We start from the raw sequence: 26,131 nt of genomic DNA, 5'->3' as shown, positions 1-26,131 counted from the left end.
ATTCTTTATGTTCTCACTGGTTAGCAGCGGCTGATTTCTGAAATTCGCCCGGATATTTTACGATTAGATAGCCCGCTCTGCCTAGCATGATACCTGCGAGCGAGAACAGATATGGAACATAGGCATAAGAGCCTGTGAGTTGAACCGGAATATGACACAGCTGTATAAAACCATACTTGACGATGAAGCGAACTGGGATCGACAGCAGCCAGATCCCCAGAGTTACTATGGAACCCTGCCTCATCCAGATGCCTCCTTGTTCGAACACGCGGACGAACCTTCCTTCATACAGTCCAACAGCCGCGCCCATGACGAGACTCAGGACGAGTGATGTGATCTCCCCACCGCCCAGGGACAGCTGAGTGGTGATATACCCTCCGAAGCAGATCAGGATTAGCGGGAAAGTCACCAGTCCTGCGGAAATGGGACGGGGAGTAAGCTGCCTTTTGGCCATAACAATCAAGATCAAGAGTGCCATCCAAATATAGTTCATAGGTTTATATCCTCCTTATTATATACCAACCGTCGGTCTGCTTAAAGTAACGAGCTCAGATTGGATTGTTCTGCTGCAGCTTGCTGCTTAGAAGCCAGGCCCCGAAGCGTTCTTCTATAGCTTATATACATGAACAAACGCCAAAGAAAGGTTAACAACACCAGTACAGCAATATACTCGGCAAGCATCAATTCGATATCCGGGCGGTGCTGGGCAGTCAGGATCGGGTGACTGTGAAAAATCCGGTCACGGATCGTATAACGAAGGTAAGGGAATCCGAACAAAATAATGTAGAACCATACATTGGACTTGAACTTAATTGTCCCGTCGGCCGCAGCTGTAAATCTCGTAGTCAGGATATAAGGCAGCGCAAGCAGAACGCCCATCCCCAGTGTCCATGCCAGCTGCTCCCAGGTTCCGCGCTCAATCATACGGTAGACAATCCACGGAAGCGGTGCGAACAAGAGCCAATCTCCCAGCAGGAGCTTGAGCCCTTTGCCCTGTACCGGCCTTCTGGTCTGCCGGAATTGCTTCAAGGTCATCCATATAATTAATGCCCATACTCCATAACCGATTAAATCCCATTGCTGCTGTGTCATCGTTATCATTCTCCTTTTTAATAGATAAATTGTTAAATCGCATATTATACCGACTGACGGTATGCAAACAAACTCTTAAATCAGCATCCTACTTAGCCTGAGAGGGCTGTTGTTGAAGCAGATATATGTGTTCGTGTTTGGTGTTCCACAACTTCTGAAGATTTTCAGCTGGAGTGAAAGCGCCATTTCGGCCATAAAATACGTGCGTAATTAGCACTACTGCAGCCAGCAGCATTAACTGCTGCGCCAGCTTCACCGAATCGTCCAGTGGATGAGCCAAGGTTACCAGAGTCACGCTGTAATCATTGTTGAACAGAATATCAAGCAGGAAATTGTGCATGCCGTGAAGCAGTGTGGATAGCAAGAGTGAACCGCTCTTGTAATAAACATATCCATAACCTATGCCCCCAACAAAGTGAATGATCAGTGGGATAAGCGCGATCCCTTTCGTTGGGATATGTGTCAGGCTGAAGAAGAACGCCGATACAAGGATGAGAACCAGCGGATGAAGCCGCTGAAGATTCGCATAGAAGTATCCTCTGTACAGAACTTCTTCCTGGGTAACAGCTATGATCCAGCCTACAGCACCAAGTATCATGAGTCCTATCATAGACGGTCTGGCCAGCTTGTAGAGTTGAAATTCTGCTCCAAGAGCTTGATCCCGGCCGATGATGGCTATACAAGCGATGGCAAAGATGACTGACAGCAGCAGTGTCACTCCTGCAAAGGCGCCATCCCGCCTAGTCATCCGGAATCCGAAGGCCATCGGGCTTCCACGATCAATGAACCGGTAGACAAGGAATGTACCTCCTGACAGAAGAACACCAACCAGGATATTCATCCAGGCCAGAAAGCCATAATCCGTTCTGACCCGGTCAATGACACCAAGCCAGACCAGGACACCGAGAAATGTATACATCACTGCAAAGTTAAATGCTACAGCGACCAGAAGCCTGAGCGGACTGTTCAAACGTCTGGGTCCTAAAGTGTTCATATGTAAGCCTCCTATTTTCCAATCATTTAGGTTTTCTTTAATTGACCAACCGGGTTATACGAGATCAAGCGCGTACAATGCTTCTAATCAAACCCAGAGACCGACGGTCGGTTTATGTACACTTATAATATTATACCGACCGTCGGTCTGTCAAGCGAATTTGTTCTTCTTTTTTAAAAGGTTTGACAGGATATTCACCACTAACTTGGCTCTGTGTTTCAATAATCGGTTGCTATGAGACTTCTTTCTTCTTTCTTTCATATAAGCTATGTTAAAGAATAGTGTTGATTTTTTAAAACATTAAAGGGAACCCCGTATTGGTTTGGAGTTCACTTGTTTAAAGCTCCCATAAGTTTAATAAAGATACAGGGACAGGGTTAGTAATAATCATATAAAAACTCTACAATATCATTGTTAATTTTCATCAGATGTTCTTCAGATGGGAAATGTCCCATATCATAGGTTTTAAATGCTATTAAATTCGAAATGATTTCTCTAGCAACTTTATTTATTCTACTTTCAGGAAAAAAGATATCCTTTTTCCCTGCTATGATTAAAGTGGGTGAGCTATAATGTAACAATTCTTCCTTCGTAGTTAATTTGGGCATCTCTTGTTCAAGTCTAATATATTTAAATACATCTCCAATAACTTTTTTATCAATTTCTTTCATACTATTATCTGACATAGTATCAGTAATTTTATTGAGATGTTTTTGTGATGAAGTGCCCTTATATAAGACCAAAGGAAGTAAGATATCTTTAATCATCCTAATCTTAGAACCTAATCTTATTCCTGCTGGTGATACCAATACAGAACAAGCAATTTTATCTGGCATAAATGTGGCTAATCTCAGAATAATACCTGCACCGTAGGACGGACCAACAAATGCACTACTATCTATATTAAAATAATCCATTAGTTCCTTTATCCACTGGGCAAAACTATTGTCCTTCGCTGAAATCCTACTTTCATCACTGTATCCTGGATGTCCAATTGTATCTGGTGCATAAACTCTGTATTTATCTACGAGTGGCGAAAACCAAGATAACGTCATTGGATTTATACAATTACCACCCTGAAATATAAAAATAGGTTTTCCTTCTGGTGGTCCTGCTACAAGAATATGTGTTTTACCATAATTTGTATCAACAAATATCTGCTCGACATCAAAATCAAACGACTTTAGATAATTATCATAATGTTGATTAATAAGCGTTTTCCCTTCACTTTTATAAATGGTTCCTTTCCCCAAAAGGCATCCCTCTCCTATGCTTATAGAAATAAATGTTTATAAAATTTAATGCTTAATTGGAAAATTTTAATAACCTGAGTTTATCATAGGTCATATCCGTTGAGAACAGGCAACTTTCAACAATCATCTGGCAAACCGTTGTGTCGTCATTGCGATGTCTGATTTGGTCGAAAAATTGAAACCAACTCAAATAATAGTCGAGGTATTTTGTAGCCACGCCATTAAATCGATTTAACCAGCCCTTCAAGCGACTGTGATAACTATTCACATTTTGGATATGATAACCCCCTCTAACACGTTCTTTACCATCTGATTTAAATCTATAATGCTCAAGTCCTTTTTCTTTTGCGTAAGTCATAAATAATGCCCGCACGATCGTACAAAGAATATTGATTAGAGAGAGTTTAGAACCGATAGCTTCTTCCAATCGAGTTTTTACAATCCGACCCTGACCAACAACTTTCGAATATGTCATCCAATAGAACAAAGTTACATAGTGAACTTCTAAAAGTTATGAAGACTTACGGAGGGAAAAACCTTCTATTATACATCGAACGAACTCCATCCATTTGTGTAGAAGATAAGTACGATGAAGAGGGGTATTCGTAACATCAGTTAACGTCTTCCCGCAATCTTAGTATCGGTAACGTTGGCGTTCTAAAGTACAGCTATCCATTTTCATATTATATTTACCGAAGAACTCTTTTAAACGATATTGGTCTGCCGTGCCCCCCCGCACCTTAAGAGATCGGCCTCAGATCCGTATATAACGCTCTATCAAAAATCAGCTTTTATAGCACAGTAGTCGTCCAGTCCGAATCTATCTTCCAGCGTACTATACAGTATATTCCAAAAAGGAGATGATAGATTAATGGCACAGATATTGGCATATGGCACTAACGTTCCTACTCCAATTACTGATGGAGCAGCAATTACAGTCCCATTGACCCCAGCAGGTCAAGGGATCTCCCAAGTAAGAATTGTTGTTCCTCCAGTGGCAAACAATCGAGTGGAACTGGTGGCTACCGTTGGTTACCGTGGCGACCTTGGAACAGGAAGCATCCTCTTCCGTATTTTCCGTGACGGTCATGAGATTTACTATGCACGCCAAGGCTTTGAGTCTAGTTTTGAGAAATTTTATCTCACCACCCTTCAAGCTATTGACACTGGCGTTGCGGCAGGTACCCATGACTACACCCTTTCCGTAGAGCTTCTTACTCCAGGCACTGCTGCTACTGTTATTGGACCTATCACATTCAGTGCTCTGGCTATTGAACCTTAAGCCCCGGCAATTAGAACAGCAAAAAGGAGCCCATAACCGGGCTCCTTTTTGCTGTTCTATCCTAAATATTCAAGGTGATAAGGCAACGCTGGTTCAATTAGACAACGTCGTAACCCTGCTCCTCAATCGCTTCTTTCAATGCTTCGACCGTTATTTTGCTCTCATCATACTTGACGGCCACAGTGCCGGACGCCAGATCTACTGTACCAACTGCTCCAGCTTCACTAAGGGCACCTTCCACTGCCTTAACGCAGTGCTGACAGGACATGCCCTGTACGTTCAATGTTATTTCTGCCATAACTCGCTGCCTCCCAGGGATTATTATTTCATCAATTTATTAACAGTAACCAGCAGTTCATCCATAACTTCCATCTCTCCGGCCTGAATTCGTTCAATGACACAGCTCTTCATATGTCCTTCCAGCAAGAGCTTGCCAACACTGTTCAGTGCCGATTGAATCGCGGCAATCTGATTGAGCACATCGTCACAGTACGTATCCCTCTCAATCATGCCTTTGACCCCGCGAATCTGACCTTCAATACGATTCAAGCGGGTGATCAGGTTACTCTTCGTTTTCTCGGAATGGTGGCTCTGACGGGCATGATCCCCTGTAGTACAGCAGTCGGCATTTGCCTCCTGCACTTGATTCTCTTCTGACATTGTCCCCCGCCTCCCTTATTACTTCACTATTATTCGCTATATAGGCTGATCTTAAGAATTACAAACGGCAAGAGTGTGAAATGATTCTGGAGAAGCGAAGCGTTCGCCTACAAGCTTTCTGACAGAAAGCTACATCGGAAGCATATTCTTTGTGACCGGACTTCTACCTTATATAATCAATTAAGAAGTCTGGGAATAACAGCGATTGGAGGAACGTTCCACACGGCTGCCTTACGTGTAAATCGATAGTTCAGCTTATATAGTACATTCTATACACTTTTATTATAGTATACCCCAAGGGGGTATTCAAGCATGTTCTTGATCCTATTTGTTCGGCTCCGATTGTTCCTAAATAGTAACATTTGAAGGCACGATATCAAAATTCGGAGCGCTCTAAACGGGTATACTTATAGTTAGGCTCCTCAGAGTGATCTTTTTCACAGATTGGACATAAACCTGCATGGACCGCATCATATATATAGCCCGTTGTAGTCATGTTAATCTGGCAATACTAAGATACAATCATACTGATATTTACTAGAGAAGGTGAAGATGCGTTGAATAACAAGTCAAGTCATAAATGGATTAGCGGAGCTATGATCCTCTGCATGCTCCTCCTCATGTGTCCAGGACTAGCCTCGGCACACGCCTATATCGTGAAGTCAACTCCTGCCGCCAATGAGGCCCTGGACAAGTCTCCAGAGGAGATCACGATTGTGTACAACGAACCGATTGAGAAAGTATTCCATTCCCTGACCGTAACGAACACCAGTGGGACACGCGTAGATCTTGATAATTCTCACATCGATGAGAAGAATCCGGCGAAGCTTACTGCGGGTCTCAAGAAGGATCTGCCGGATGGAATCTACACCGTCAGCTGGCGTGTGGTCTCTGCTGATGGACACCCGATTACGGGGGTTATCCCATTCATCGTTGGCAGCGGCGAATCCGCGCCTGCCTCGGAGACGGCTGCCGAGGCCAAGACGCTTCCCGATTGGGACGCAACGCTGATCCGCTGGCTGCAGTATACGGGCCTATCCCTGTATCTGGGCACACTCTTCTTCCACTTGTTCCTGCTTCCCAAGGCAGAGCGGAGAGAATCGTATAAGCTGGGCCGCAGTCAATGGATCCTGATCATCTCCTTCGTGCTTACTGCAGTGGGTGTCCTGCTAAGTCTGCCTCTGCATGCCCGGCTTGATGCTGGAGTGCCTTGGAGTGAAGCGTGGGGCAAGAATGTGCTCGGCGAGACGCTGAGATACTCTTCGTTTGGCTCAATCTGGTGGACCCAGGTGCTGCTTCTGCTGATTCTGGCAGGTCTGACCTATGCACTCATTCCTAAGTGGAGTCAAGGTGAGAAGCCCATCTTCGCGGGAATGGCCGTCGGTACGATCCTTGCCATGTTTGGGGCGAAGGCCTTTATGGGGCATGCCGCTACGGCGGAAATTGAAGGCTTGGCCATCGGCAACGACTTTGTGCATCTGACTGCCGCGTCCCTGTGGCTGGGCAGCCTGCTTGCCTTAGCTTTCTTGCTGCCGGCCTACAGCCGAGGGAAGGCTGATCCCGCGGAGCGCAAGCAGCTCTACTGGGGGACGATTCAGCGGTTCTCGCTAACTGGAGCGGTATGCGTTCTACTGTTGCTCGGGAGCGGGCTCTACGGCATCAAAATCTTCACCCCAACGCTGGGCTCGCTGTTCACCTCCATCTACGGACAGGTGCTGCTTGGCAAAATCGCCTTGTTCGTGATCATGCTCGTCTTCGCACTTACCGGCTTCCTCCGGGGAAGACGACAGAACCGGGAACTTGGCCCGGCGGTATGGATCGAATTCTCCGTGGGTATTGTGGTGCTCGTTCTGGCAGCTATTCTGTCCAACTTGCCTACTGCTCTTTCCAATCCAGGTCCCGCTCATCTTGAGGATACGACCCGGAGCGGCTACACGGTCATGATCGACATCTCACCCAATATCATGGGTAAGAATGAGTTCAAGGTCTCAGTCAAGGACCCTGAGGGCAAGCCGGTCACAGCCATTGAGCAGACCTCCCTGAAGCTGACCTCTCGAGAGATGGCGATGGGAACTCTGGAGATTAACATGCCTGGGAACACATCTCCCGTTACCAAGGAAGACTTGATTACGATGGCAGGCCGCTGGGAGATCAAGTATCACGTCCTTCTGAAATCGCTGGATTCGCTTGATGGAATTGTTGATTTTACCGTGGGTAATCCAAAATAAATGGTTGAAAACAACCTGTACAAAAGGAGCTTAAATCGAAATGAGACAAGCACTCTCCAAATTAACAGCTGTATTCTCGGCAGCCATTGCCGGCACGTTATTGTTCGCTGGCCTTGCCAGCGCGCATGTTACCGTGAAGCCCTCTACATCAAAGCCTAGTGCCTATGAGACCTATACAATCAAGATCCCCGTGGAAAAAGATATCCCGACGGTCAAAGTTGCCATCAAGGTCCCGGCAGGGGTTGACTTCAAGAATTACCAGCCTGTTCCCGGCTGGAAAGTGGAGACTGCCAAAGACAACGCTGGCAGGATCACCACGGTAACCTGGGCCGCTGAAGGAGATAACGGGATTGAACCGGGTCAGTTCCAGCAGTTCAACTTTGTAGCAAAGAACCCGGATAAGGATACCACTATCGCGTGGGATGCCTATCAATACTACAAGGATGGCAGTATTGTTGAATGGACTGGGGATGGCGGAGATTCCCCCCACTCCGTGACCACCGTCAGCGCATCTGGCGATGCTGTCCCGGCTTCGGACAGCGGCCATGATGACCATGCCGCAGCAGCTTCAGACAATCACGCCAGTGCGTCCACCGCAGATCAGGCAGCGAGCACAGAGACTGCTGCTGCGCCTGCCACGAGCACAGCTGTACAGACGAGCAGTGAGTCCTCCACGGCGCAGACCGTCTCGATTGTGCTGTCTGCTGCCGCACTGGTCGCTTCGCTGGCAGCGCTGTGGATTTCCATTCTGTTCGTACGGAGAATCATACGCTAACCCGCTGAACGCTTATAATAACAAAGAGGTTATCCCTGGCAAGTGCTGCCTTGGATAACCTCTTTGTTATTAATAAGGACCTTATCTACTATTTCTATATTGTCCTGCCGACTTATTCGTATCGCTTACCTAAGTGAGCCCGAATTGGGCGCAGAGTTGGAAGCGGACATCAGACCATCTGCTCTTTGAGCTGGCCATTCAGCCACTTCGCATTCAGCAGGGCGCGGGAATCAGTCAAGATATCGCCCGGCTTGCTGCCTTTGCCGATGATATAGCCTCCCAGCGGCAATCCTACGAAGTCGAAGGTATATTTGAGCTGCTGAATCAGCGGCAATGCCTTAATATGCGGGTCGTCCCCGCCAACGGCGACGATATAGGCTTTCTTTTGCGAGATAAGCTCCTTGAAGTTATAGTCTGTACTCCTTAAGCTCTGAGACCACCGATCAATGAACGTCTTAAGCGGACTTGAGACTCCATACCAATAGACCGGGGTTGCAAAGATCAGAATATCGTGCTCCAGAACACGCTGAATCAAGTCATCATATTCGTCCTCTACGGGCTGAAATCCCTCAGGAACATGGCGCTGATCAATAATCGTATTAATTTTCTTCTCATGTAGTACAAATTTGCTATGGCTGATCCCTTCAATCACTTGATCCGCCAGCTGCTCAGTATTTCCACCGGGACGCGTACTCCCGAGCAATACTGCAATCCTCATGGCCAATCTCCTCTCATAAAATGCTAAATGCTGCGTCCTCAAAGACATACTATGATGTTATGCGCTTTGGCACAATAACATTCTGCCTCGTTACTCCGCTAAATCTATATATACGCGCCGCTACTGGTCTTTGTGATGAACTCCTTCCCCGACCTAAGTCCAGATCAAAAACCGTCTGAGGGCCGTTTTGAATGAATTCCCCGCAAGGTAAGATATAGACATAAGTTACAGTAACGGTGCAGCGTACGACACACGAACTAACAACTAACCAATTTAGAATCAAGAAGGAGATTATTAATATGAATAAATTGTACAGATCTAGAACCGATAGCAAAATCAGCGGACTTTGCGGAGGCCTTGCGCAGTACTTTCGCGTTGATTCAACCCTTATTCGTCTAGTCACTGTTGTTGGAGCCATATTCAGTTTCGGGACCTTTGTTGCGATCTATCTGATTGCCAGCCTCCTAGTTCCGAAAGAGCCTGCAGGCGGCTTTGACTTCCATGACTCTTATCACCACACTTACTAATCCAAATTATAAGGAGAGATGAACCATGAGTATTTTCGAAAGACTTGCCAATATGACCAAAGCCGTAGCCCACGAAGCCTTGAATAAGCTGGAGAACCCGGTCCTGCTGATGAACCAGTATCTTCGTAACCTGGAGGAGGACATTCGGATTGCTGAGCGCAAGCTAACAGAGCAGCAAGGTGCATTAAAAGTTCTCGCTTGGCGCAAGGAAGAAGCTCTTCGTTCTGCGGAGCAGTCCGAACAGGCTGCATCTCAGGCCCTTTCCGGAGGAAATGAAGCTGCTGCAAGAGAAGCCCTCTCAGCCAAGCTGCAGTTCGCAGAGCAAGCTGAAGTGCATACCGCCCAGCTTCAAGAAGCTGGCGTACGCATACAAGAGCTTGAATTCCAGATTCAGAATGCCAAAGAAGAATATGAACGTCTCAAAGAGAAACGTACCGAGCTGGCCGCTCGCGCTCAGAAGGCGGAAGAAAGATCCCAGAGCATCCGCCCAAGCTTCAGCTACGGTATTGAGAGCGGATCTGCTGCCCGGGGCTTTGAGCGAATGGAAGAGAAAATTATGCAGTGGGAAGCTAATCTTGATGCCGCGGGTCGTACGTACTCTGCGCCTCCCGCTAGCATACCGAACACTGAAGTGAAGTCAGCTTATTCCACGGCTGTTGAAGAAGAACTCCAACGTTTGCAAAGCAAGAGAGCTGGCGAAAAATAAGACAAGGCCCGGAGCATCTGCTCCGGGCCTTGTTATGCTACCTTATGCTATTTGTTGCTCTTGCCTGCTTTGAATACCTCACCAATTGCACCAATACTGCCAAGCGCATCTACTGTAGAGGTCGGCAGGAATACTTTGTTCGCAGGACCTTTGGCTACCTCAGTCAAGGCTTCAAAAGAATAGTAAGCGAGTACGTTCTCATCCAGTCCAGCTCCCTGCAACAGGGCAATCCGGTTCTTCTCGGCTTCTGCCACAGCCAGAATAGCCTTCGCCTGACCCAGTGCTTCGAGCTCCTGTGCTTGCCCAAGACCTTCCGCCTCGCGGATACGCGCTTCCTTATCCCCTTCGGCCTTAAGGATCTTGCTCTGCTTATCCCCTTCAGCGCGAAGAATCATGTCCTGCTTAGCCGCTTCCGCTTCAAGCACGATTGCCCGCTTGCTGCGCTCGGCCTTCATTTGTTTGTCCATCGCTTCCTGAATATCGAGCGGAGGCTTAATATCGATAACCTCTACCCGTTCAATGCGTACGCCCCATTTCTCGGTTGCCTCATCAAGGGCGAGACGAATTTCAGTAGAAATTTTCTCCCGTCCGGACAAGGTTTCGTCGAGTTCCAGCTTACCGATGATCTGACGCATCGTAGCCGTGGAGATGTTACGCACCCCATACACATAATCCGAAATCCCGTAGGTTGCTTCTTCCGGTCCTACCACCTGATAGAAAATAATCGTGTCGATCTGGACCTGCACGTTATCTTTGGTGATAACCGTCTGCGGCGGAACGTTCGCTTGTTGAATCCGCAAGTCATGATAGATGCGAACCTGATCGATCACAGGAATCAGAATGTTCAGCCCCGGTGTGAGCAGACGGTGAAATCTCCCCAGGCGCTCAACGACACCTACCCGCTGCTGCGGTACGATTTTGACAGTTAATGCGATGAATATAACTACGACAACCAGAATAATACCAATTACAGCCCAAGTCATTAATGTGTACCCTCCCATCGTTCTACTTCAAGTATGGCATTGCCCCGCTTCACGACGATGACCCGTTCACCTACATCAATGAACTGATCGGACATCGCGGTCCACGTGTCTCCCCCGATCTTCACGATCCCATTCTTCGCTTTGTCGATCGGCTCGACAACAACCCCCTGTTTACCGATAAGCTCGGTACCGATGTCTTGGAACCCTCTGGATGCGCGAAATCTTCTGACCAGCGGTTTGGTAAATAGTGTTAGTACAAGCGCGACTGCGCAGCCGACAAGCACCTGCATCAAAATGTTATCCGGTGCAATCCAAGCCACCAGTGCCGCCGCCCCTGCTCCTATACTGAGCCACAAGAGATAAAACGTCAACGTCATCATTTCTGATACAAGCAGAATTCCGGCAACAATCAGCCAAAACACACATGTGTGCATCTGGACTATGCACCACCTTTCCGCGATATAACTATATATACGGTCCAACTGGTAAAAGGTATTCAAGTTATATTACTCTTTATGTTATATCTTTAAATTATGAAGGATCATAATAAGCCGTGAAGGTAATGCTCGTGGTCAACAAACTCTCAGGATCTTGAAACTCATACGGTTTCGCTAAAAAGGCCCCTAAATACAAAAAACAGGTCACTATTCACTTGAATTGGGGAGGATGGGGGCGTGTAACATTTGGATATAGGATTTATCGAAATATATGGATACAGATATATTCGCTGTGTATGAATCGCTAGCTCCGACACTACTCAACTGCAGATTGTTCACAATGGTTAATCTAGGCAGTTCCTCTAATTTTTGAATCCAATCGTGGACCTGTTGTTTGGTGCCTGCTACTGTCATGTTTACGCTTAGCTCCTGAACATTCTTATAGATCTGCTCCTTAAGGTTACTCTGAAGGTGAAGCTCATTAGATTCCTTAAAATTAAGACTGCCATTTTTAAGATTGGCCCCTGACTTCTCGCCTACTTCCTGCAACTGTACAATGAACTGTTCTGAGTTGTCCCATAATGGCAGAGCCGCCTGAACAACCGCCTCATCAAGCTCGACTTTACTGTCCATCTTCTGTTTGTATACTTTTTGCATTATTTTGATTTTGCTGGCGAGCTCTGCCTTCTCCGATTTGGTGGAAGCTAGCTGCTGGGTCAATGGCCAGTAGAATAGAATTACCAGCGCTAACAAAATGAGAACTGTAGCCGCAACAATCAATAGGGTAAGTGAACGTTTATTGATGCTATCCATTCGAATTATCTCCCCCCTTCCTGTTGAGCCGCCTCATCGCGGGGACTCGACTTCCATTGAATGCTGTAATTAGCCGACCAGTCTAACCCCGAATTGTTCGTAAAATTCTGAAGCCTCACATCATTTACAAAAGATGCCGCCCGTAAACTCACTAAATAATCTGAAATTCCCTTCATATCCGCCGTTTGGATGGAAACCGCTAATGTCCCCGGCTTGCTATAATCCACTTGCTTTATCGATGAACCTTCTGGTAGAAGCAACTGGAGCTCATCCCAAACCTTATAAGAATATTGCTTATTTTCCTTAATATACTCAAGTACTTTATTAGGATCAGTCACGCTATTGCTTCCATTTTCCAGCTTTACAAGCTCTTGTTCAAGTTTTGAAGATTGTATCTCCAGTTCCTTAATTGTTGCTTGATTCTCGCTAATCGCACTCTTATTCACCAGGATTAAGGTTAAAATTATACTAAGCCCTATGATCCAAGCTATCCCCACCATGAGCAAATAGGTCGGAATTCTTCTATAGCTAAACTTTGTCTGCCGCAACAGATTAATATATTTGTCTTTGTTTTCCCTAACTGCAAGACCGAAAGGAATAATATAATCCGTTGCCTCGAAATCAAACACATTCACTTGAATATCAGGCTGCTCTAACTGTAAAAGAGAAACAAACTGCTCTCGTCCTTGTACTTCACCAGACACGATAACCTCAGTTATTCTAGACCCGCCATTTTGAATACTATATTGATAGAAATTTAGTAATCTGGAAATCTCCGCATTAATATCGCTTATAATTTCGGGTGTAAGTCCCTGTTCCTTCAGTTCTTCGTGCTGATATTCATTAATAACACGCATAAATACGGGGTGATTATTATGGAACAGATAGACTTCCGTGCCTTCCTTGCCAAAATACAGCAGCAATGTGTCCTGGAACGGTATATCCTGAACATTCTGAATCGTTCTGGCAAGTGCCGTAGAAGACACTTCAGCATGCTTCACTTTAATGCCAATATCATTTAGCAGCTCGTTACATTCCACGACCCAACCAGGACGAGAAGCGTATACAAGCACTTCTGTTGAGCTGTCGGTCGATTCAACGGGAATGAAGTCATATACCGGATCAGTGAATGGCAGGTGTAATGTAGTTTCTACTTCAAGACCGACAAGCTGGGTGATTTCTTTCGGATTTCCTGTCTCTACGGAAAGTTTTCGGATAATCATATGAGATGTCGGAATAGATATCGTAGCCGTGCTGCCCTGAAGTTTCTCTTGCTTCACCCAAAACTTGAGTTGCTCGTGCAGGTCATCTGTAGCATGGAAACCTTCCCCATTAACGACCCCTTTGGGAAAAGGAAAGTGACCGCAACGTTCAACTTCCCATATATTTTTCTTCGCTACGATAACATAACGAATTCCGCCAGGATCTACCGTCAAGCCTATATGTTTATTACCTGACATCATTATCGACCACATCCCGCTAGATAATTATTGAAACGTAGAAATGAATCATCTCAGAACCATATAAATACGATATTATCGCACCAGCAAGCAGGAACGGTCCGAAAGGAATCGGTTGTTTCGGCTTGATAACCCGACTTAAGAGGAGAACGCCGCCAACGATACTTCCCATCAAGCAAGCTAGAATAAAGGTAGGGATCATCGGATACAGACCTAGAACCCATCCTAGCAAAATCATTAATTTAACATCTCCCATTCCCATACCGCCCCGGCTCAAAATAACAATGAGGAGGAGTATACCACCGCCGGCAAGGGCCCCCCACAAATGCATCCATACGGAATCAACAGGATTCAGTAACCGTAAGAGGAGGAATACTGGGGCCAATGCAACCAATATCCGATTAGGAATGAGCATATATCGTAAATCAGAAACCGAAATCACTACGGCTGCACTCACAAGCACTAGCCCGATGACCGTTTCCAGAGTGATTCCGTAAGATAAATAAACAAGTACAAACAATATTCCTGTAACAAGTTCCCCTAGTGGATATAAGGGGGAGACGTGCGAGCCGCAATGTCTGCATTTTCCTAGCGACAATACATAACTAACAACCGGAATGAGATCCCGCACTTTCAGCCTTGTCCCACACTTAGGACAACTTGAAGGCGGACGAACGATAGACTCCCCTACAGGTACCCGAAGTCCAACTACATTATAGAATGATCCAAGTATTAAGCCTAGAGCGAATAAATAGATTGATATGTATAGAGTCATGGGTTGGGTCTCTTTCATTGGTATAATTGGGGATCAGAGTGGATCTGATCCCCGCTGATTCTATTGGGACATTACTTCCGCTTTTGTATATTTCTTCGTAACTACAGTGCCTGAAGTGTCTTTTATGACAAGAAACGTATCATCTGTTGCAGTAGGCGTAAGAATAGTATTATCCGGATCCAGAGCTTTCTTTGTACTTGGTAAAGTGATGCCAGTATCCAAGTATTTGTTTGTTTGCAATACTTTGAGAGTAATAGGGTCAGTCATTGTACCATTATTCACATCCGTTGCATAAATACGTGCAGCATCATAAATTTGACGGGCTGTTGCTAGGTCTGACTTTGTTTTACTATTGTCGATAATATTCCCAATCAAAGGAATTGCAATAATTGCAATAACCGCTAAAATAACGATAACTGCCAACAGTTCAATCAATGTAAAACCTTTTTCTTCTTTCTTCATTCTTTTCAATAACATTTGCATACGTTTATTCCTCCTAAAAGAATATTGTGATTTGCGAATAAGACTGACTACCCCTTCAATCTTCGAGTTAAGGATTGACATCTCCTAGCTTACGCTGGAATACAACGTGAACATCGGAAGGATGATCGCCATGACGATCAATCCGACGACTCCGGCCAAGAATACAATCAAGAGCGGCTCAATCAACGACTTAAGACGATCGACTGTGTTGTCTACATCCATTTCATAGAAGTCTGCAACTTTAGCAAGCATCTCGTCTAAAGAGCCCGTCTCTTCACCGATAGAAATCATCTGTGTAACTAAGGGAGGAAAGACCCACGCCTTCTTGAACGGCTCAGACAGCGATTTCCCTTGTCTAAGAGACTCACTGGATTGACGAATATATTTGCCAATTACCCTATTTCCCACCACCTCCTCAACAATATTCAATGCCTGCAGTACGGGGACTGAGCTCGCATATAACGAGGAGAGAGTCCTCGTCATTTGTGCGATCGCCCCTTTTTGATTCAGCTTGCCAAATATAGGGGCCTTCAGCTTCGCATAATCCATATAGTAACGGCCTCGTTCGTTACGCCTCATGAATAATAAGGCAATAACAAGCGTTATTACAGCGGCTGACCATATATACCATTGCTGTGATATACTATCACTTACTGCAAGGACTATTTTGGTAATCAAAGGGAGTTTAGCATCAAAAGAATCAAACATGGTTACAAATTGAGGAACAACACCCTGAAGCAAGTAAATGACGGCCACAATAGACAAAACCGCAACCACGATCGGATAAGTCATGGCTGACTTGATTTTCTCCCGAGTTGTATGCGCCTTCTCGTAATAATGGGCCATTCGATCCAGCGTACCATCTAAATTGCCAGATTCTTCGCCTGATCGAACCATGCTAATGAACAAGGATGGCAATATCTTCTTATGCTCCTGTGCTGCCTGCGAGAAGGACATTCCTTTGGTCAATCCGGCTGCAACATCCAATAAGGCCTTCCTTAACGGCTTGCTATTCGTTTGCTGAGCAAGGACATTCACCGTCTCTACTAAAGGAACACCAGCCCGGATCAGGGTCGCAAATTGTCGGCAAAATATAACAAAGTCAATATTCTTCACCGGCTGGCCAATATATATATCCATCGAAAGAACCGAGTTGCGGACTTCAGAAACGTCAAGGACAATTAATCCCCGCTTGCGAAGCTCCTCCACTGCGGAGGACTTGTCCATCGCAGAAAACTTTCCCTTCAGGTGCTTACCTGATTTATTCTTCACATGGTATAAGTATTGAGGCATTTCAAGCGCCTCCTTCTGTCAAATATGATTGGCCAACATAGTACTCGACTAGCCCCTGCTGGATCAAGTCCTGAATAGACATCTCCATGGTGTGCATTCCTGTATTAGCGCTTGTCTGCAGCACATTTCTGAGCTGGTGCACTTTCTCTGAGCGAATAAGATTACCTACAGCAGGGATGTTCAGCAAAATTTCAGTTGCACATATTCTACTGGAGCCTTGTACCATCGGTATGAGGCGCTGAGCAATCACGGCAATTAATACGGAAGCTAACTGCATTCGAATCTGATTCTGCTGATCTCCAGGAAAGGCATCAATAATCCGATCGATCGTCTGAGGAGCATCAACAGTATGCAAGGTCGCCAGAACTAAATGTCCTGTCTCGGCCGCCGTCAAAGCAGCGGAGATCGTCTCCAAGTCTCTCATTTCTCCTACGAAGATCACATCAGGGTCCTGTCTTAAGGCTGCCCTTAGTCCCGTTGCGAATGATTTCGTATCGGTCCCAATTTCTCGTTGATTAATAATGGAACAGTGATGTGTATGTACATACTCGATAGGGTCTTCAAGAGTTATGATGTGCTTATTCTGTGTACGATTAATATGTCCGATGAGAGCGGCTACCGTTGTTGATTTACCGCTCCCTGTCGGACCGGTTACAACAATTAATCCTTGCCGTTTGTCAGCCAATCCAACAATAGCAGGAGGCAACTGAAGTTCCCGTATATCCGGGACTTCCAGTGCAATCGTTCGCACAACGACGCTGATGCGGCCCCTTTGCTTAAATATATTGATCCGAAACCGACAGACCTCCGGCAATTCATATAGGAAGTCAATCTCCCCTATGACCTTAAATCTACTTGCCTGTATTTCATCCATTAAGCTTAGGGCCATCCCCTCTAACTGTTCGGCCGCAATAGGTGATCCACTAATTACTGTTAATTGACCGTGAATCCTTAGCGTCGGAGGCAAGCCGGTACATAGATGTAAGTCAGACGCATTTCTTGCGTGGGCTATGCTCAATAATGTAAGCATCTCATTTCTATAATCCATGATTCCTCCTACCTAAGTTACAGCCGTCTCTCGAAGTACTTCCTGCAGCGTAGTAACGCCTAGTAGTACCTTATCCAGACCGTCTTCCATCAGTTGAATCATCCCCTGCTTGACTGCAGCTTCACGCAGCTCATTCAAGGTAGCAGAAGAGTTAATAAGTTCTCTAACTTCATTATTCACATAGAGTACCTCATGAATGGCGACCCGTCCTCGGTAACCGGTCATATTGCAACTTCCGCAGCCTCTCCCCCTGTGTACTTGCTCTGCATAAATCCCTCTGCTTCTTAGGAAGAAAGACTCTTCTTGAGACACAGCAACCATTTCCTTACAGTCACTGCAAATTCGTCTAACCAAACGCTGAGCAACAATACCGATGAGCGATGAGGCGATCAAGTATGACTCCACACCCATATCCCTGAATCGAGTAATCGAGCTGACAGAATCATTGGTATGCAATGTTGAGAGCACCAAATGACCTGTTAATGATGCCCGTATAGCAATTTGGGCTGTCTCGCTGTCCCGAATTTCGCCGACCATAATGATATTCGGGTCCTGTCTTAAAATAGAGCGAAGACCAGCAGCAAAGGTAAGGCCAATATTAGGATTCACATGTACCTGATTAATGCCCTCCAATTGATATTCAACAGGATCTTCAACGGTAATAATGTTCCTCTCATCCGTATTTAATTGATTAAGGGCGGAATACAGGGTTGTCGTTTTACCGCTTCCCGTAGGGCCTGTAATTAACAGAATTCCGTAGGGCTTCTCAATCATTTCTTGGAATGTCCTCTGGTTGTGGTCGTTAAATCCTAAATTTTGAATTGCTTTAATTCCAGATGTAAGATCCAGCAGCCGGAGTACAATCTTCTCGCCGTCAACCGTAGGTAATGAAGATACACGGATATCAATCATTTTAAAATCATATTGGAACTTCATTCTTCCGTCCTGCGGTAATCTACGCTCTGCTATATTAAGCTGTGCCATAATCTTCAGTCTCGCAATAATATAGCCTTGCATTTGTTTTGGAATCGCCCGTTCCTTCCGAAGTACGCCATCAATACGATAACGAATCGTTACACCGTTCTCACCCGGATCTACATGAATGTCTGATGCCCGGAGCTGTACGGCTTGTTGAATCATCTGATTCACCAATCGAACTACCGGAGCATCTTCATCAGTAATTTCCAACTCAGTAATTTCCTCAACCGCAGATAGATCAACCATCATTTGGGTCATGGAATCCTGAAGACCATAATAACGAGCCAATGCACGCTGCAGATCGTCCTTGCTGGAAATAGCCGGTTCGATTCGGAAACCTGTACTCATTCTTAATTCTTCGATTGCGAAATAATCCAATGGATCTGCCATAGCGACCATGAGCCGGTCACCATCTTTATAGAAAGGAATGACTAAGTAGCGTCTTGCCATACTTTCAGGGATTATCTGGGTGATAGCCGGATCAATCTGATATTTAAAAAGATTCACTTGAGGAATACCAAACTGCAGCTCCAGCACTTCGAGCAGTTGTTGCTCGGTAATATAACCTTGGGATATGAGCCAATCTCCCAGCTTCTGCTTCGTATTATGCTGTTCATGCAGAGCAGTCTGTAGCTGCTCCTGAGTAATGATAGCGTTTTCTACTAACAAATCCCCTAACTTCTTCTTACCAGCAACCATACTAATACCCCATTTACATTTTGATAATATAAGAGCGACTGTCATTTATTACAAAATATCTAACATCTGGGTAATAAGTAATAATTCCATACACACTATTGCAACTATTGGTTCCCTATTTTACACTAATTATAAACTTAGTGGGAATTAAAACAATATATTTATTTAAACTAATAGTCTTAAAGCACCATTTTTTTATTGTAAAATGTAAAATCAGGTGGATAACTTGAAAATTCACTAATTAGGAGGTCGGTCAAATCCATGAAACGTTGGCATACTTCACTGTCAGTCATGCTTGTTATATTACTTATGGTCGGTTTGTTCAACTCGATGAACGGCTCTTCATCCAAAGTTGAAGCTTCTGGTACACTGGTGATCAAGGTGCTGGAAATTACAGATAATGGACAGTCAGATTTATCATCGCTTAGTTTTAATGATTTCAAGCTGGAATTAAGTACTTACAGTATGAAGCAATTCGTAGGATCCAGGGACTATTTGGATGGGAAATATGATGCTGTATATATAGGTAAAGGAATCTATGACCCTGATCCAGCCTACATGATGTTAGACACAAGCTCCAAACAGAATGACATTACTCCACTTAAAGTGAATGAGCTTAAGAAGTACTTTGTAAACAAGGGACTTCCGTTTATTGTGTACCAAGATTCTAACAGCGGTTACATGAAGCAGAAAACAACAGGCGAACTGTATAAATTTATTACATCTATAACTGGCAAGAGTAACGTTCTGTTCGTTGGCCCTGCTGATCTTGGCAACGGAGCCAGCTTTGCCAGCAAAACTTCACTCGGTACGAAAGGCAATCTACGTCCCAAACTGAAAATTACTAGCAAGCCGCTAGAATATGTCGGAACGACCAAAATATATACAAGAGGCGAGAAAATTGCTTTCGACTACACCGTTGAGAATGCAGTCGATCTCAGCCACATGACTGTGAACCTGTATCTTGGAACGGATGGCGCTGTTCCTTTTACCGAGAAACAACTGGTAAAAAGCGCCCAGGTTACAGCAGCAAGCGCCACATTATCCTACACCCTGCCGAGAGGTTATTCTGGTCCTATATATTGGCGATTAGAGCTAATTGATAACAACACAACGCTTAATGATGTGAAAGCTGGAAACTTCCGGTTTAAAGATGAAATGAAGAGAATCAATGTACTTCAATTTAGAGGAAATAACAGTGGGGACGACGCTGGACTAGATAAGGATTACAATTTCGATAGCAGCTATCTCTATTTAGATGGCGATTATGAGATCAAGTTCACAGCCAGGAGTATTAACGACTTCGCCGGTCCAACCTGGTATAACAACCTGCAAGACTATGACATGCTCATCTTCGGATTTGCACATGAGTACAAAGAATTTGCATTCATTGAAGTTCAGGCAGCAAGGGATGCATTGCAGAAATATATAGATTCAGGTAAGAGCGTCATGTTCACCCATGACACATTCAACCCTTACAGCAGAGAAGGAAATCGAAGCGCATATTGGAACAACTTCAGGGGCATTGCAGGTATGATTACGCCGGTAAATAATACAGGAAATATCGATAACAGCTTTACTACAGATACCAAGAAAGTAAACACCGGTTTATTAACAGATTTCCCCTTTGCTTTACCATCAGATATTTCAGTGGGAAGCACCCACGGTCAGTATTACACACTAGATCTTAATGATCCGGAAGTCATTCCCTGGTACAATCTATCAGGCGGCAGAACAGCAAGTGACAGCTGGAACCACTACTATACGTATTCCAAAGGAAATGTGACGTTTACAAACTCCGGTCATACTGGACAGACAAAGACGGGTTATACAGTCGGAGAACGACAATTATTCCTAAATACGATGTACCGTGCTTTTACAATGGCAAACCACGGACCTGTCATTACTGTATTCTCACCAGTTGAATACAATCCGACATTGAATAACTTCATACCTACATATGAAGCTATCCCGGTACATTATTTAGTAGAGGATCTGGATATTGGGGATACCGCACTGAAGACAACAGTGAATTTCATTTACCAAGATGGTAATGTCGAAAGAAGAGTTACAAAGATTGATAATCGACCTATCATTTCAGGTACTACTATTAACGAATCCTTCGACAATCCGCTCCCTAACGGGGGCGACCTAACTGTTGAGATTATCGCCAAGGATAGTAGAGGCGCCGAATCCAAGAAACAGATTAAAGTGAAGGTTGCTAAAGTTAACGCCAGCCTTGAATTGTCACGTACTTTCTTAAATTCAAATAACGTTAAACCAGTTGATAATAAAGTAGACACCGGAAGTACAGTAACGATGAATTATACCATCACACCTAAGCCAATCACAGGTGTAGGCACATCCATGGACGTGACCAGTGTCGGGTTCAATGAGCAGCTTCCTGCTAATATGGAGGTTGTATCCCTCCCGCCAGGGTTCGACAAGAAGGGAAGCCTGGCAAATGGGTATCAAATTTCAGGTACACTAAGCAACGTTCATTATACGAAAAAGGGTACCGACACTTTGTTCACAGCTGACCCGGTAAGCTTCTCGATCAAAGTGATTCCCACGAAGAACGGCTTCTATCCCTTGAACAGTGGATCTCTTACGTTTAGTGATATCAACCAGTCAACAAAAACTAAGCTGTCATTTCCTAGTGTGACCTTAGAGGCCGTAACCAAGCTTACATCACTGAACCTAAGTGATCAAACGCTCCTCGTTGGTGACAGTGTGAAATTGCTGCCCCAGTACACACCAAGTGATTTAACGAATGTACCCTTCAAATGGGAAATCGACCAACCCGGGATTGCTGGACTTACAAGTGACGGGGTCGTGACGGGTAAAGCGCTGGGCACCGCCGTTGTCAAGCTCACTGCTTTAGATGGCAGCGGATTAGTGGCCACAGCCAAGATCAAGGTAGTTGACCCTGGACTGTATATTGAGGGTCCTGGCGAAGTTCTTGTCGGTGACGAAATTACACTTAACTCCAAGCTGCTAACCGCAGATTATGAGTATATTACCTCCTATACGTGGACTATAGATTCAGGCAGCGAATTCATCTCCTTCAAAGCTCCTGCGAATCAAGCGTCTATTATAGTTCGAGGGGCGCAAGCTGGGGGCTCAGTCGTTCGCCTAGAAGTAAAGACAAATCAAGGACACACGTATTCGAAAACAGCCAATGTAACAGTCAAAAGTAAGCTAACCGGATTAAATCTCACGGGCACTACTTTATATGTGAATCAGAGCAAACAACTAACAGCGCAGTTTGTACCGGCTAATGTTACCAACGTGCCTATTACCTGGGCTTCCAGTGATCCTAACGTTGCCATCGTAACCCAGGACGGTAAGATAACCGGTATAACTAAAGGCACTACTGTCATTACAATTACATCACAGGAAAATAAAAGTATCTCGGCTAGTGCGACAGTGAGCGTCATTGCACCAGAACTTACTTTTAATACTACAGGTGTTGCACTTGGCAAAAAGTTCACGCTTACACCCAATTCGATAACACTAGCCGAGGGGGACTCCATTAAAAGCTATAGCTGGAGTGATGTGACGATTGCCGATGATGCTTCTGCCGGCGAGATAGAGCTCAGAGGCGGAGATACGACCGACACCGTAACCTATCGAGCTCTCAAGCATGGGAATGTCGATATTAAGCTAACGATTACGACATCGTTAGGCTATACTGAATCATTCGTGAATACGGTCTCCATAGCCCCAGTTAAACTGCAACTTCCAAGTACGATGACACTAGACACTGGCATTACAAAAGAATTCAATAACTTGCTCGCTTCTGATCCAACAGATGGAAAAGGTAACATTTACGATTTTCTGAGGTGGGAAAGTTCCGACCCTGATGTCCTAACTGTTGATTCTAACGGTGTAGTAAGGACAATGAAACCAGGTAAGGCTAGCGTAAAAGTATTCTCGATTCATGATAAATCCAACGTATTCACTGGAACGGAAATTACCGTAAAGAAGCACTACGATGGTCAGGGCAAATATTAGACGTAGAAAACAATAATACGAGCATGACAAGCGTGTAATACGCTTAGTGTCATGCTCGTATTATGTTTTGCTAAAACATTATGTTAATTCGGAACTAATCTTCTTGCCCCTGCCTCTACGCTTAGCTGTTTAACACGGGGCAGGCCTGAATATTGATACTCATAGAACTGATCATAGTAGTCGATGACGAAGCGGGGAACTTTCGATTTATCCTGTAATCCAAACACAAAGTCACTACTATCATCCCCCACATCTCCCCGCACCGCATTAATCGTTAAATCTCCCTTTGCAAAGAACCCGCCATGAAGCCAGAAGATTGAACCGACCCCATACAGTTCTCCTGAAGCATCGGTATAGAAGAAAGCATCCAAAGTATTTTTACCATCCTCGGAATAATTCCCCCTGTCATTCTCCAACGCATCAACACGATTAATGAGTATTTCCCCTTTAGAAATCATAATCAATTGCTTGCGTCCGCCTGATCCGTTACTTAATCCTCGGATTGTGGCATCCTCAATCGTTGTTCTACCCAACGTATATATAGCGGCGTCTACGTCCACTTTACCCCGGATTGTTACGTCACCCGTTACGAGCATATTCGCACTGATCACTATTTTTGAATCATCAGGATTCTCATTTACAATATTCAAATCCCCATTCACAATGAGCCATTTCCCTTGGCGCGTGTTCTCATCGCCTGCGTAGGTGATCTTCTTCAAATCGATGCCATTCACGTCTAGATCTCCATTGTGCAGGGTAGAATCTCTCATATCAATAAATTGATTGGCATAGGCATCTTTGGCAAGCTCGTAGTTCTCAATATCTACAATATTGCTAAAATCTTTCGGTTCCACGGGAGGAGGAAGCATCGTCGCGATAGGCCCGAGGGCCAGTTCAAATGAATGAAAGTTCCGATTCTCTATTGCATTCTTAATCGCACTTCTCTTATCTTCACCCACGGCCTCTGTCGTCTTATCCAGAAAAGTCTCGTCCACATTAATAGAAACAAACTTCTTCTTATTGCGTAATTGAATCTTGTCATTCGTAACCTCGTCACCAAGCAACTCATCTATCCCTTTATTGTTCATAAACTTGAGATAGGTGCCTCCAATATCATATTTAATGCTATCTAGCGATTGAACATAAATCTTATCTTCCTCATCCAATCCAAGTTGAGGATAGATTGATCTATACGAGCGCACCTCTGGTGATGATTTGTATATATACCTGGCATAATTGTTAATAAGCAATTCTTTTCCAGCATATACACTCCCTCCCATCCCCTGCACTCCTCCGTTTAGAATAACGTTATTCTCAGAACCGAATGCATATTTCAAGAATTCAGGAAAGGAATGAATCGATACTTCTTGCCTCAAGGTACGTTTCGTAGTGTTAACTGTGGCCTCTGCAGTTAACACTACGGTACAGTTCGTAACACATGTAGGCTGCTTAAGTGTTATATCTGTAATTTCAGCGCTAGCGTTAGCAAGATCGGTATTCGTCTTCATTTTACTCTTCATATCGTTAAGTGCGGTTTGGCTCATTTTAAGCTTTAATTCATCAGGAGAAATATCTTCTCTCTCATCGAATTGAGAGACTAGATAGGCAACGGCTTCATTTAGGGTTTTGTCAGCAAGGTGAAGACTCTGGATGTCATCTTCTCTAGTCTCTGTTCGAGTAGCACCGCCGATGCTTGCGCTTAACACCGCCGTTCCGAGCACCATAAATATGATGATCATAAACAAAACGAGGATAAGGGCATAACCGCGTTCATTACGTACCATATGCTGATCCTCCTAAAACCCGAATTTGCTTTCAAGTTTAAGCTGTTGTGTAAGTCCATTATGTTCTTGTGCAATAACTAACATAATTTCAATCATACCGCTTCTGCAACGTTCCAGATCTGGTCTGCTGCATTTCAATTTAATTTTAGTGTCAGGCAGGACAATCTTTGATCGCGATTCCAATACACGTTCTGTGCCCGAACTACTGAATACAAGTTTACCATCAGAATTAATATGCATTTCTCTGGATACAGTCACCATGTTATTGTCCGCATCCATCTCTGTCTTCTCAAACAGAATTCCACCACTTATTTCTTTTACGGAATCGGGCCCAAATGTATACATATCGGTAATAATAGAAGACATTAAGAGATCTGCTTCATCCCGAAGCTCATTCTCTACTTGTATTTTCTGATAAGAATTAATCCCGAACATAATGATTGAGAATATGATGCTGGCGAGGAGAGATGCTAGTACTACGCTTGCGAGAAGCTCAACTAATGTGAATCCCCGCTTCGATCGAAGGATACTAACGAATTTTTTCACTAGAAATATACCCCTCTACTCCAGTGATATTGCGATTACCGCCCCTGCCATCTGCTCTCTCTACCTTCACCTGGATCGGAATCAACAATTCAGCCATACTTTTCTGTTCCTTTAACATCTTGTTATGTATGTCCCGTTGGTATTCAATGGTAAGCTTATACTGCACTTTGTTGATCGTTGGATTCAATACTTGGTATAGGATGTGAGGATCGTCAACCAGCCCGCTTATCATAGTGTTGCAACCCAAGGGATCTGGATCACATGCAATTTCGTTATTGTTATCGGTAATATAGTACTTTTTGATGGGATCGAACGGTTGCTTCTCTAAATAGACCAAGGCATTTCGCGCTAGATTTACCATTACCGTCTTGCTCTGATTCCCTTTCGTAAATGACAAGGAACTGGTAAAGAATGCGGTCATTGCCAATGTAACAATCGATAGAATAACTAGAGCTGCCAATACTTCGACAAGACTATATCCAAGGTCCCCATTTTTCTTGTTACTGCTATCCATTTCATCACCTTCTTACCGTGTTATGCCGCAATATATGACTATACGACTACCACTTATTCTACTACA

Annotated in this window: 25 protein-coding genes and 1 pseudogene; 6 read left to right on the top strand and 20 right to left on the bottom strand. The window is 44.6% G+C overall.

The genetic code is table 11. From position 1 onward, the window contains the following. Positions 1-13: 13 nt before the first annotated feature. The 5 genes and pseudogenes from ACRRNK_RS02475 to ACRRNK_RS02455 form a co-directional block, all read right to left on the bottom strand. Positions 14-493 (bottom strand): hypothetical protein, encoded by a 480-nt coding sequence (locus tag ACRRNK_RS02475; RefSeq protein ID WP_433945246.1) that lies wholly within the window; start codon positions 491-493, stop codon positions 14-16. A 41-nt stretch (positions 494-534) separates the two neighbouring features. Beyond that, entirely contained in the window at positions 535-1,092 is a 558-nt protein-coding gene (locus ACRRNK_RS02470) for a CcdC protein domain-containing protein (RefSeq protein WP_433945245.1), read from the bottom strand. Between the two features lie 88 nt (positions 1,093-1,180). Then, positions 1,181-2,086: a CPBP family glutamic-type intramembrane protease gene (locus ACRRNK_RS02465; protein WP_433945244.1), complete on the bottom strand. Its 906-nt coding sequence runs from the start codon at positions 2,084-2,086 to the stop codon at positions 1,181-1,183. Between the two features lie 377 nt (positions 2,087-2,463). Further along, complete coding sequence (locus tag ACRRNK_RS02460) at positions 2,464-3,339, bottom strand: alpha/beta fold hydrolase (RefSeq protein WP_433945243.1); 876 nt, start codon at positions 3,337-3,339, stop codon at positions 2,464-2,466. Positions 3,340-3,391: 52 nt separating this feature from the next. Further along, positions 3,392-4,036, bottom strand: a pseudogene (locus tag ACRRNK_RS02455) (IS1595 family transposase); the annotation flags it as partial. Between the two features lie 174 nt (positions 4,037-4,210). On the opposite strand from ACRRNK_RS02455, the gene ACRRNK_RS02450 reads away from it, so the two are divergent. Beyond that, a complete protein-coding gene (locus tag ACRRNK_RS02450; RefSeq protein ID WP_433945242.1) occupies positions 4,211-4,621 on the top strand; it encodes an exosporium protein C in 411 nt (136 codons plus the stop codon). Positions 4,622-4,718: 97 nt separating this feature from the next. Here ACRRNK_RS02450 and ACRRNK_RS02445 read toward each other — a convergent pair whose 3' ends face one another. Both ACRRNK_RS02445 and ACRRNK_RS02440 read right to left on the bottom strand, forming a co-directional pair. After that, positions 4,719-4,919, bottom strand: a complete 201-nt coding sequence (locus tag ACRRNK_RS02445; RefSeq protein WP_433945241.1) for a copper ion binding protein — start codon at positions 4,917-4,919, stop codon at positions 4,719-4,721. A 23-nt stretch (positions 4,920-4,942) separates the two neighbouring features. Next, the gene (locus ACRRNK_RS02440) at positions 4,943-5,281 is read right to left on the bottom strand and encodes a metal-sensitive transcriptional regulator (protein WP_433945240.1); all 339 of its coding nucleotides are present in this window, start codon (positions 5,279-5,281) and stop codon (positions 4,943-4,945) included. Between the two features lie 557 nt (positions 5,282-5,838). Here ACRRNK_RS02440 and ACRRNK_RS02435 point away from each other — a divergent pair. Then, positions 5,839-7,509 (top strand): copper resistance protein CopC, encoded by a 1,671-nt coding sequence (locus tag ACRRNK_RS02435; RefSeq protein ID WP_433945239.1) that lies wholly within the window; start codon positions 5,839-5,841, stop codon positions 7,507-7,509. A gap of 40 nt (positions 7,510-7,549) precedes the next feature. Beyond that, a complete protein-coding gene (locus tag ACRRNK_RS02430; RefSeq protein ID WP_433945238.1) occupies positions 7,550-8,284 on the top strand; it encodes a YcnI family copper-binding membrane protein in 735 nt (244 codons plus the stop codon). 169 nt (positions 8,285-8,453) lie between these two features. Here ACRRNK_RS02430 and ACRRNK_RS02425 read toward each other — a convergent pair whose 3' ends face one another. After that, positions 8,454-9,002, bottom strand: coding sequence for a flavodoxin family protein (locus ACRRNK_RS02425; protein WP_433945237.1), 549 nt, complete (start codon positions 9,000-9,002; stop codon positions 8,454-8,456). A 299-nt stretch (positions 9,003-9,301) separates the two neighbouring features. Here ACRRNK_RS02425 and ACRRNK_RS02420 point away from each other — a divergent pair, with 299 nt between their 5' ends. Both ACRRNK_RS02420 and ACRRNK_RS02415 read left to right on the top strand, forming a co-directional pair. Continuing rightward, positions 9,302-9,529, top strand: coding sequence for a PspC domain-containing protein (locus ACRRNK_RS02420; RefSeq protein WP_433945236.1), 228 nt, complete (start codon positions 9,302-9,304; stop codon positions 9,527-9,529). A gap of 25 nt (positions 9,530-9,554) precedes the next feature. After that, complete coding sequence (locus tag ACRRNK_RS02415) at positions 9,555-10,235, top strand: PspA/IM30 family protein (RefSeq protein WP_433945235.1); 681 nt, start codon at positions 9,555-9,557, stop codon at positions 10,233-10,235. 47 nt (positions 10,236-10,282) lie between these two features. Here ACRRNK_RS02415 and ACRRNK_RS02410 read toward each other — a convergent pair whose 3' ends face one another. From ACRRNK_RS02410 to ACRRNK_RS02370, 9 genes are all read right to left on the bottom strand, one after another. Then, positions 10,283-11,218, bottom strand: coding sequence for an SPFH domain-containing protein (locus ACRRNK_RS02410; protein WP_433945234.1), 936 nt, complete (start codon positions 11,216-11,218; stop codon positions 10,283-10,285). Next, entirely contained in the window at positions 11,218-11,652 is a 435-nt protein-coding gene (locus ACRRNK_RS02405) for an NfeD family protein (RefSeq protein WP_433945233.1), read from the bottom strand. Before ACRRNK_RS02405 ends, ACRRNK_RS02410 begins: the two co-directional genes overlap by 1 nt. A 210-nt stretch (positions 11,653-11,862) precedes the next feature. Beyond that, complete coding sequence (locus tag ACRRNK_RS02400; RefSeq protein ID WP_433945232.1) at positions 11,863-12,468, bottom strand: hypothetical protein; 606 nt, start codon at positions 12,466-12,468, stop codon at positions 11,863-11,865. A gap of 5 nt (positions 12,469-12,473) precedes the next feature. After that, on the bottom strand, positions 12,474-13,931 hold the full coding sequence (gene pilM, locus ACRRNK_RS02395; RefSeq protein ID WP_433945231.1) for a pilus assembly protein PilM: 1,458 nt from the start codon (positions 13,929-13,931) through the stop codon (positions 12,474-12,476). Positions 13,932-13,947: 16 nt separating this feature from the next. Continuing rightward, complete coding sequence (locus ACRRNK_RS02390) at positions 13,948-14,703, bottom strand: prepilin peptidase (RefSeq protein WP_433945230.1); 756 nt, start codon at positions 14,701-14,703, stop codon at positions 13,948-13,950. A 60-nt stretch (positions 14,704-14,763) separates the two neighbouring features. Then, complete coding sequence (locus ACRRNK_RS02385; protein ID WP_433945229.1) at positions 14,764-15,186, bottom strand: prepilin-type N-terminal cleavage/methylation domain-containing protein; 423 nt, start codon at positions 15,184-15,186, stop codon at positions 14,764-14,766. Positions 15,187-15,270: 84 nt separating this feature from the next. Beyond that, entirely contained in the window at positions 15,271-16,479 is a 1,209-nt protein-coding gene (locus ACRRNK_RS02380) for a type II secretion system F family protein (protein WP_433945228.1), read from the bottom strand. Between the two features lies 1 nt (position 16,480). Further along, the gene (locus ACRRNK_RS02375; RefSeq protein ID WP_433945227.1) at positions 16,481-17,527 is read right to left on the bottom strand and encodes a type IV pilus twitching motility protein PilT; all 1,047 of its coding nucleotides are present in this window, start codon (positions 17,525-17,527) and stop codon (positions 16,481-16,483) included. A 12-nt stretch (positions 17,528-17,539) separates the two neighbouring features. After that, the gene (locus tag ACRRNK_RS02370; protein WP_433945226.1) at positions 17,540-19,204 is read right to left on the bottom strand and encodes a GspE/PulE family protein; all 1,665 of its coding nucleotides are present in this window, start codon (positions 19,202-19,204) and stop codon (positions 17,540-17,542) included. Positions 19,205-19,465: 261 nt separating this feature from the next. On the opposite strand from ACRRNK_RS02370, the gene ACRRNK_RS02365 reads away from it, so the two are divergent. Continuing rightward, complete coding sequence (locus tag ACRRNK_RS02365; protein ID WP_433945225.1) at positions 19,466-23,221, top strand: DUF5057 domain-containing protein; 3,756 nt, start codon at positions 19,466-19,468, stop codon at positions 23,219-23,221. 83 nt (positions 23,222-23,304) lie between these two features. Here the strand turns inward: ACRRNK_RS02365 and ACRRNK_RS02360 are convergent, their stop codons facing one another. From ACRRNK_RS02360 to ACRRNK_RS02350, 3 genes are read right to left on the bottom strand one after another with little or no spacing between them, the layout of a single operon-like run. Then, positions 23,305-25,005: a hypothetical protein gene (locus ACRRNK_RS02360; RefSeq protein ID WP_433945224.1), complete on the bottom strand. Its 1,701-nt coding sequence runs from the start codon at positions 25,003-25,005 to the stop codon at positions 23,305-23,307. A gap of 12 nt (positions 25,006-25,017) precedes the next feature. Continuing rightward, a complete protein-coding gene (locus tag ACRRNK_RS02355; RefSeq protein WP_433945223.1) occupies positions 25,018-25,551 on the bottom strand; it encodes a type II secretion system protein in 534 nt (177 codons plus the stop codon). Further along, a complete protein-coding gene (locus ACRRNK_RS02350; RefSeq protein WP_433945222.1) occupies positions 25,535-26,065 on the bottom strand; it encodes a type IV pilus modification PilV family protein in 531 nt (176 codons plus the stop codon). The genes ACRRNK_RS02355 and ACRRNK_RS02350 overlap by 17 nt, the downstream gene beginning before the upstream one ends. Positions 26,066-26,131: the final 66 nt, after the last annotated feature.

This window comes from Paenibacillus sp. SN-8-1 (genome assembly GCF_050995535.1).
Lineage (GTDB): Bacteria > Bacillota > Bacilli > Paenibacillales > Paenibacillaceae > Fontibacillus.
This window is presented reverse-complemented; position numbering and strand designations above follow the sequence as displayed.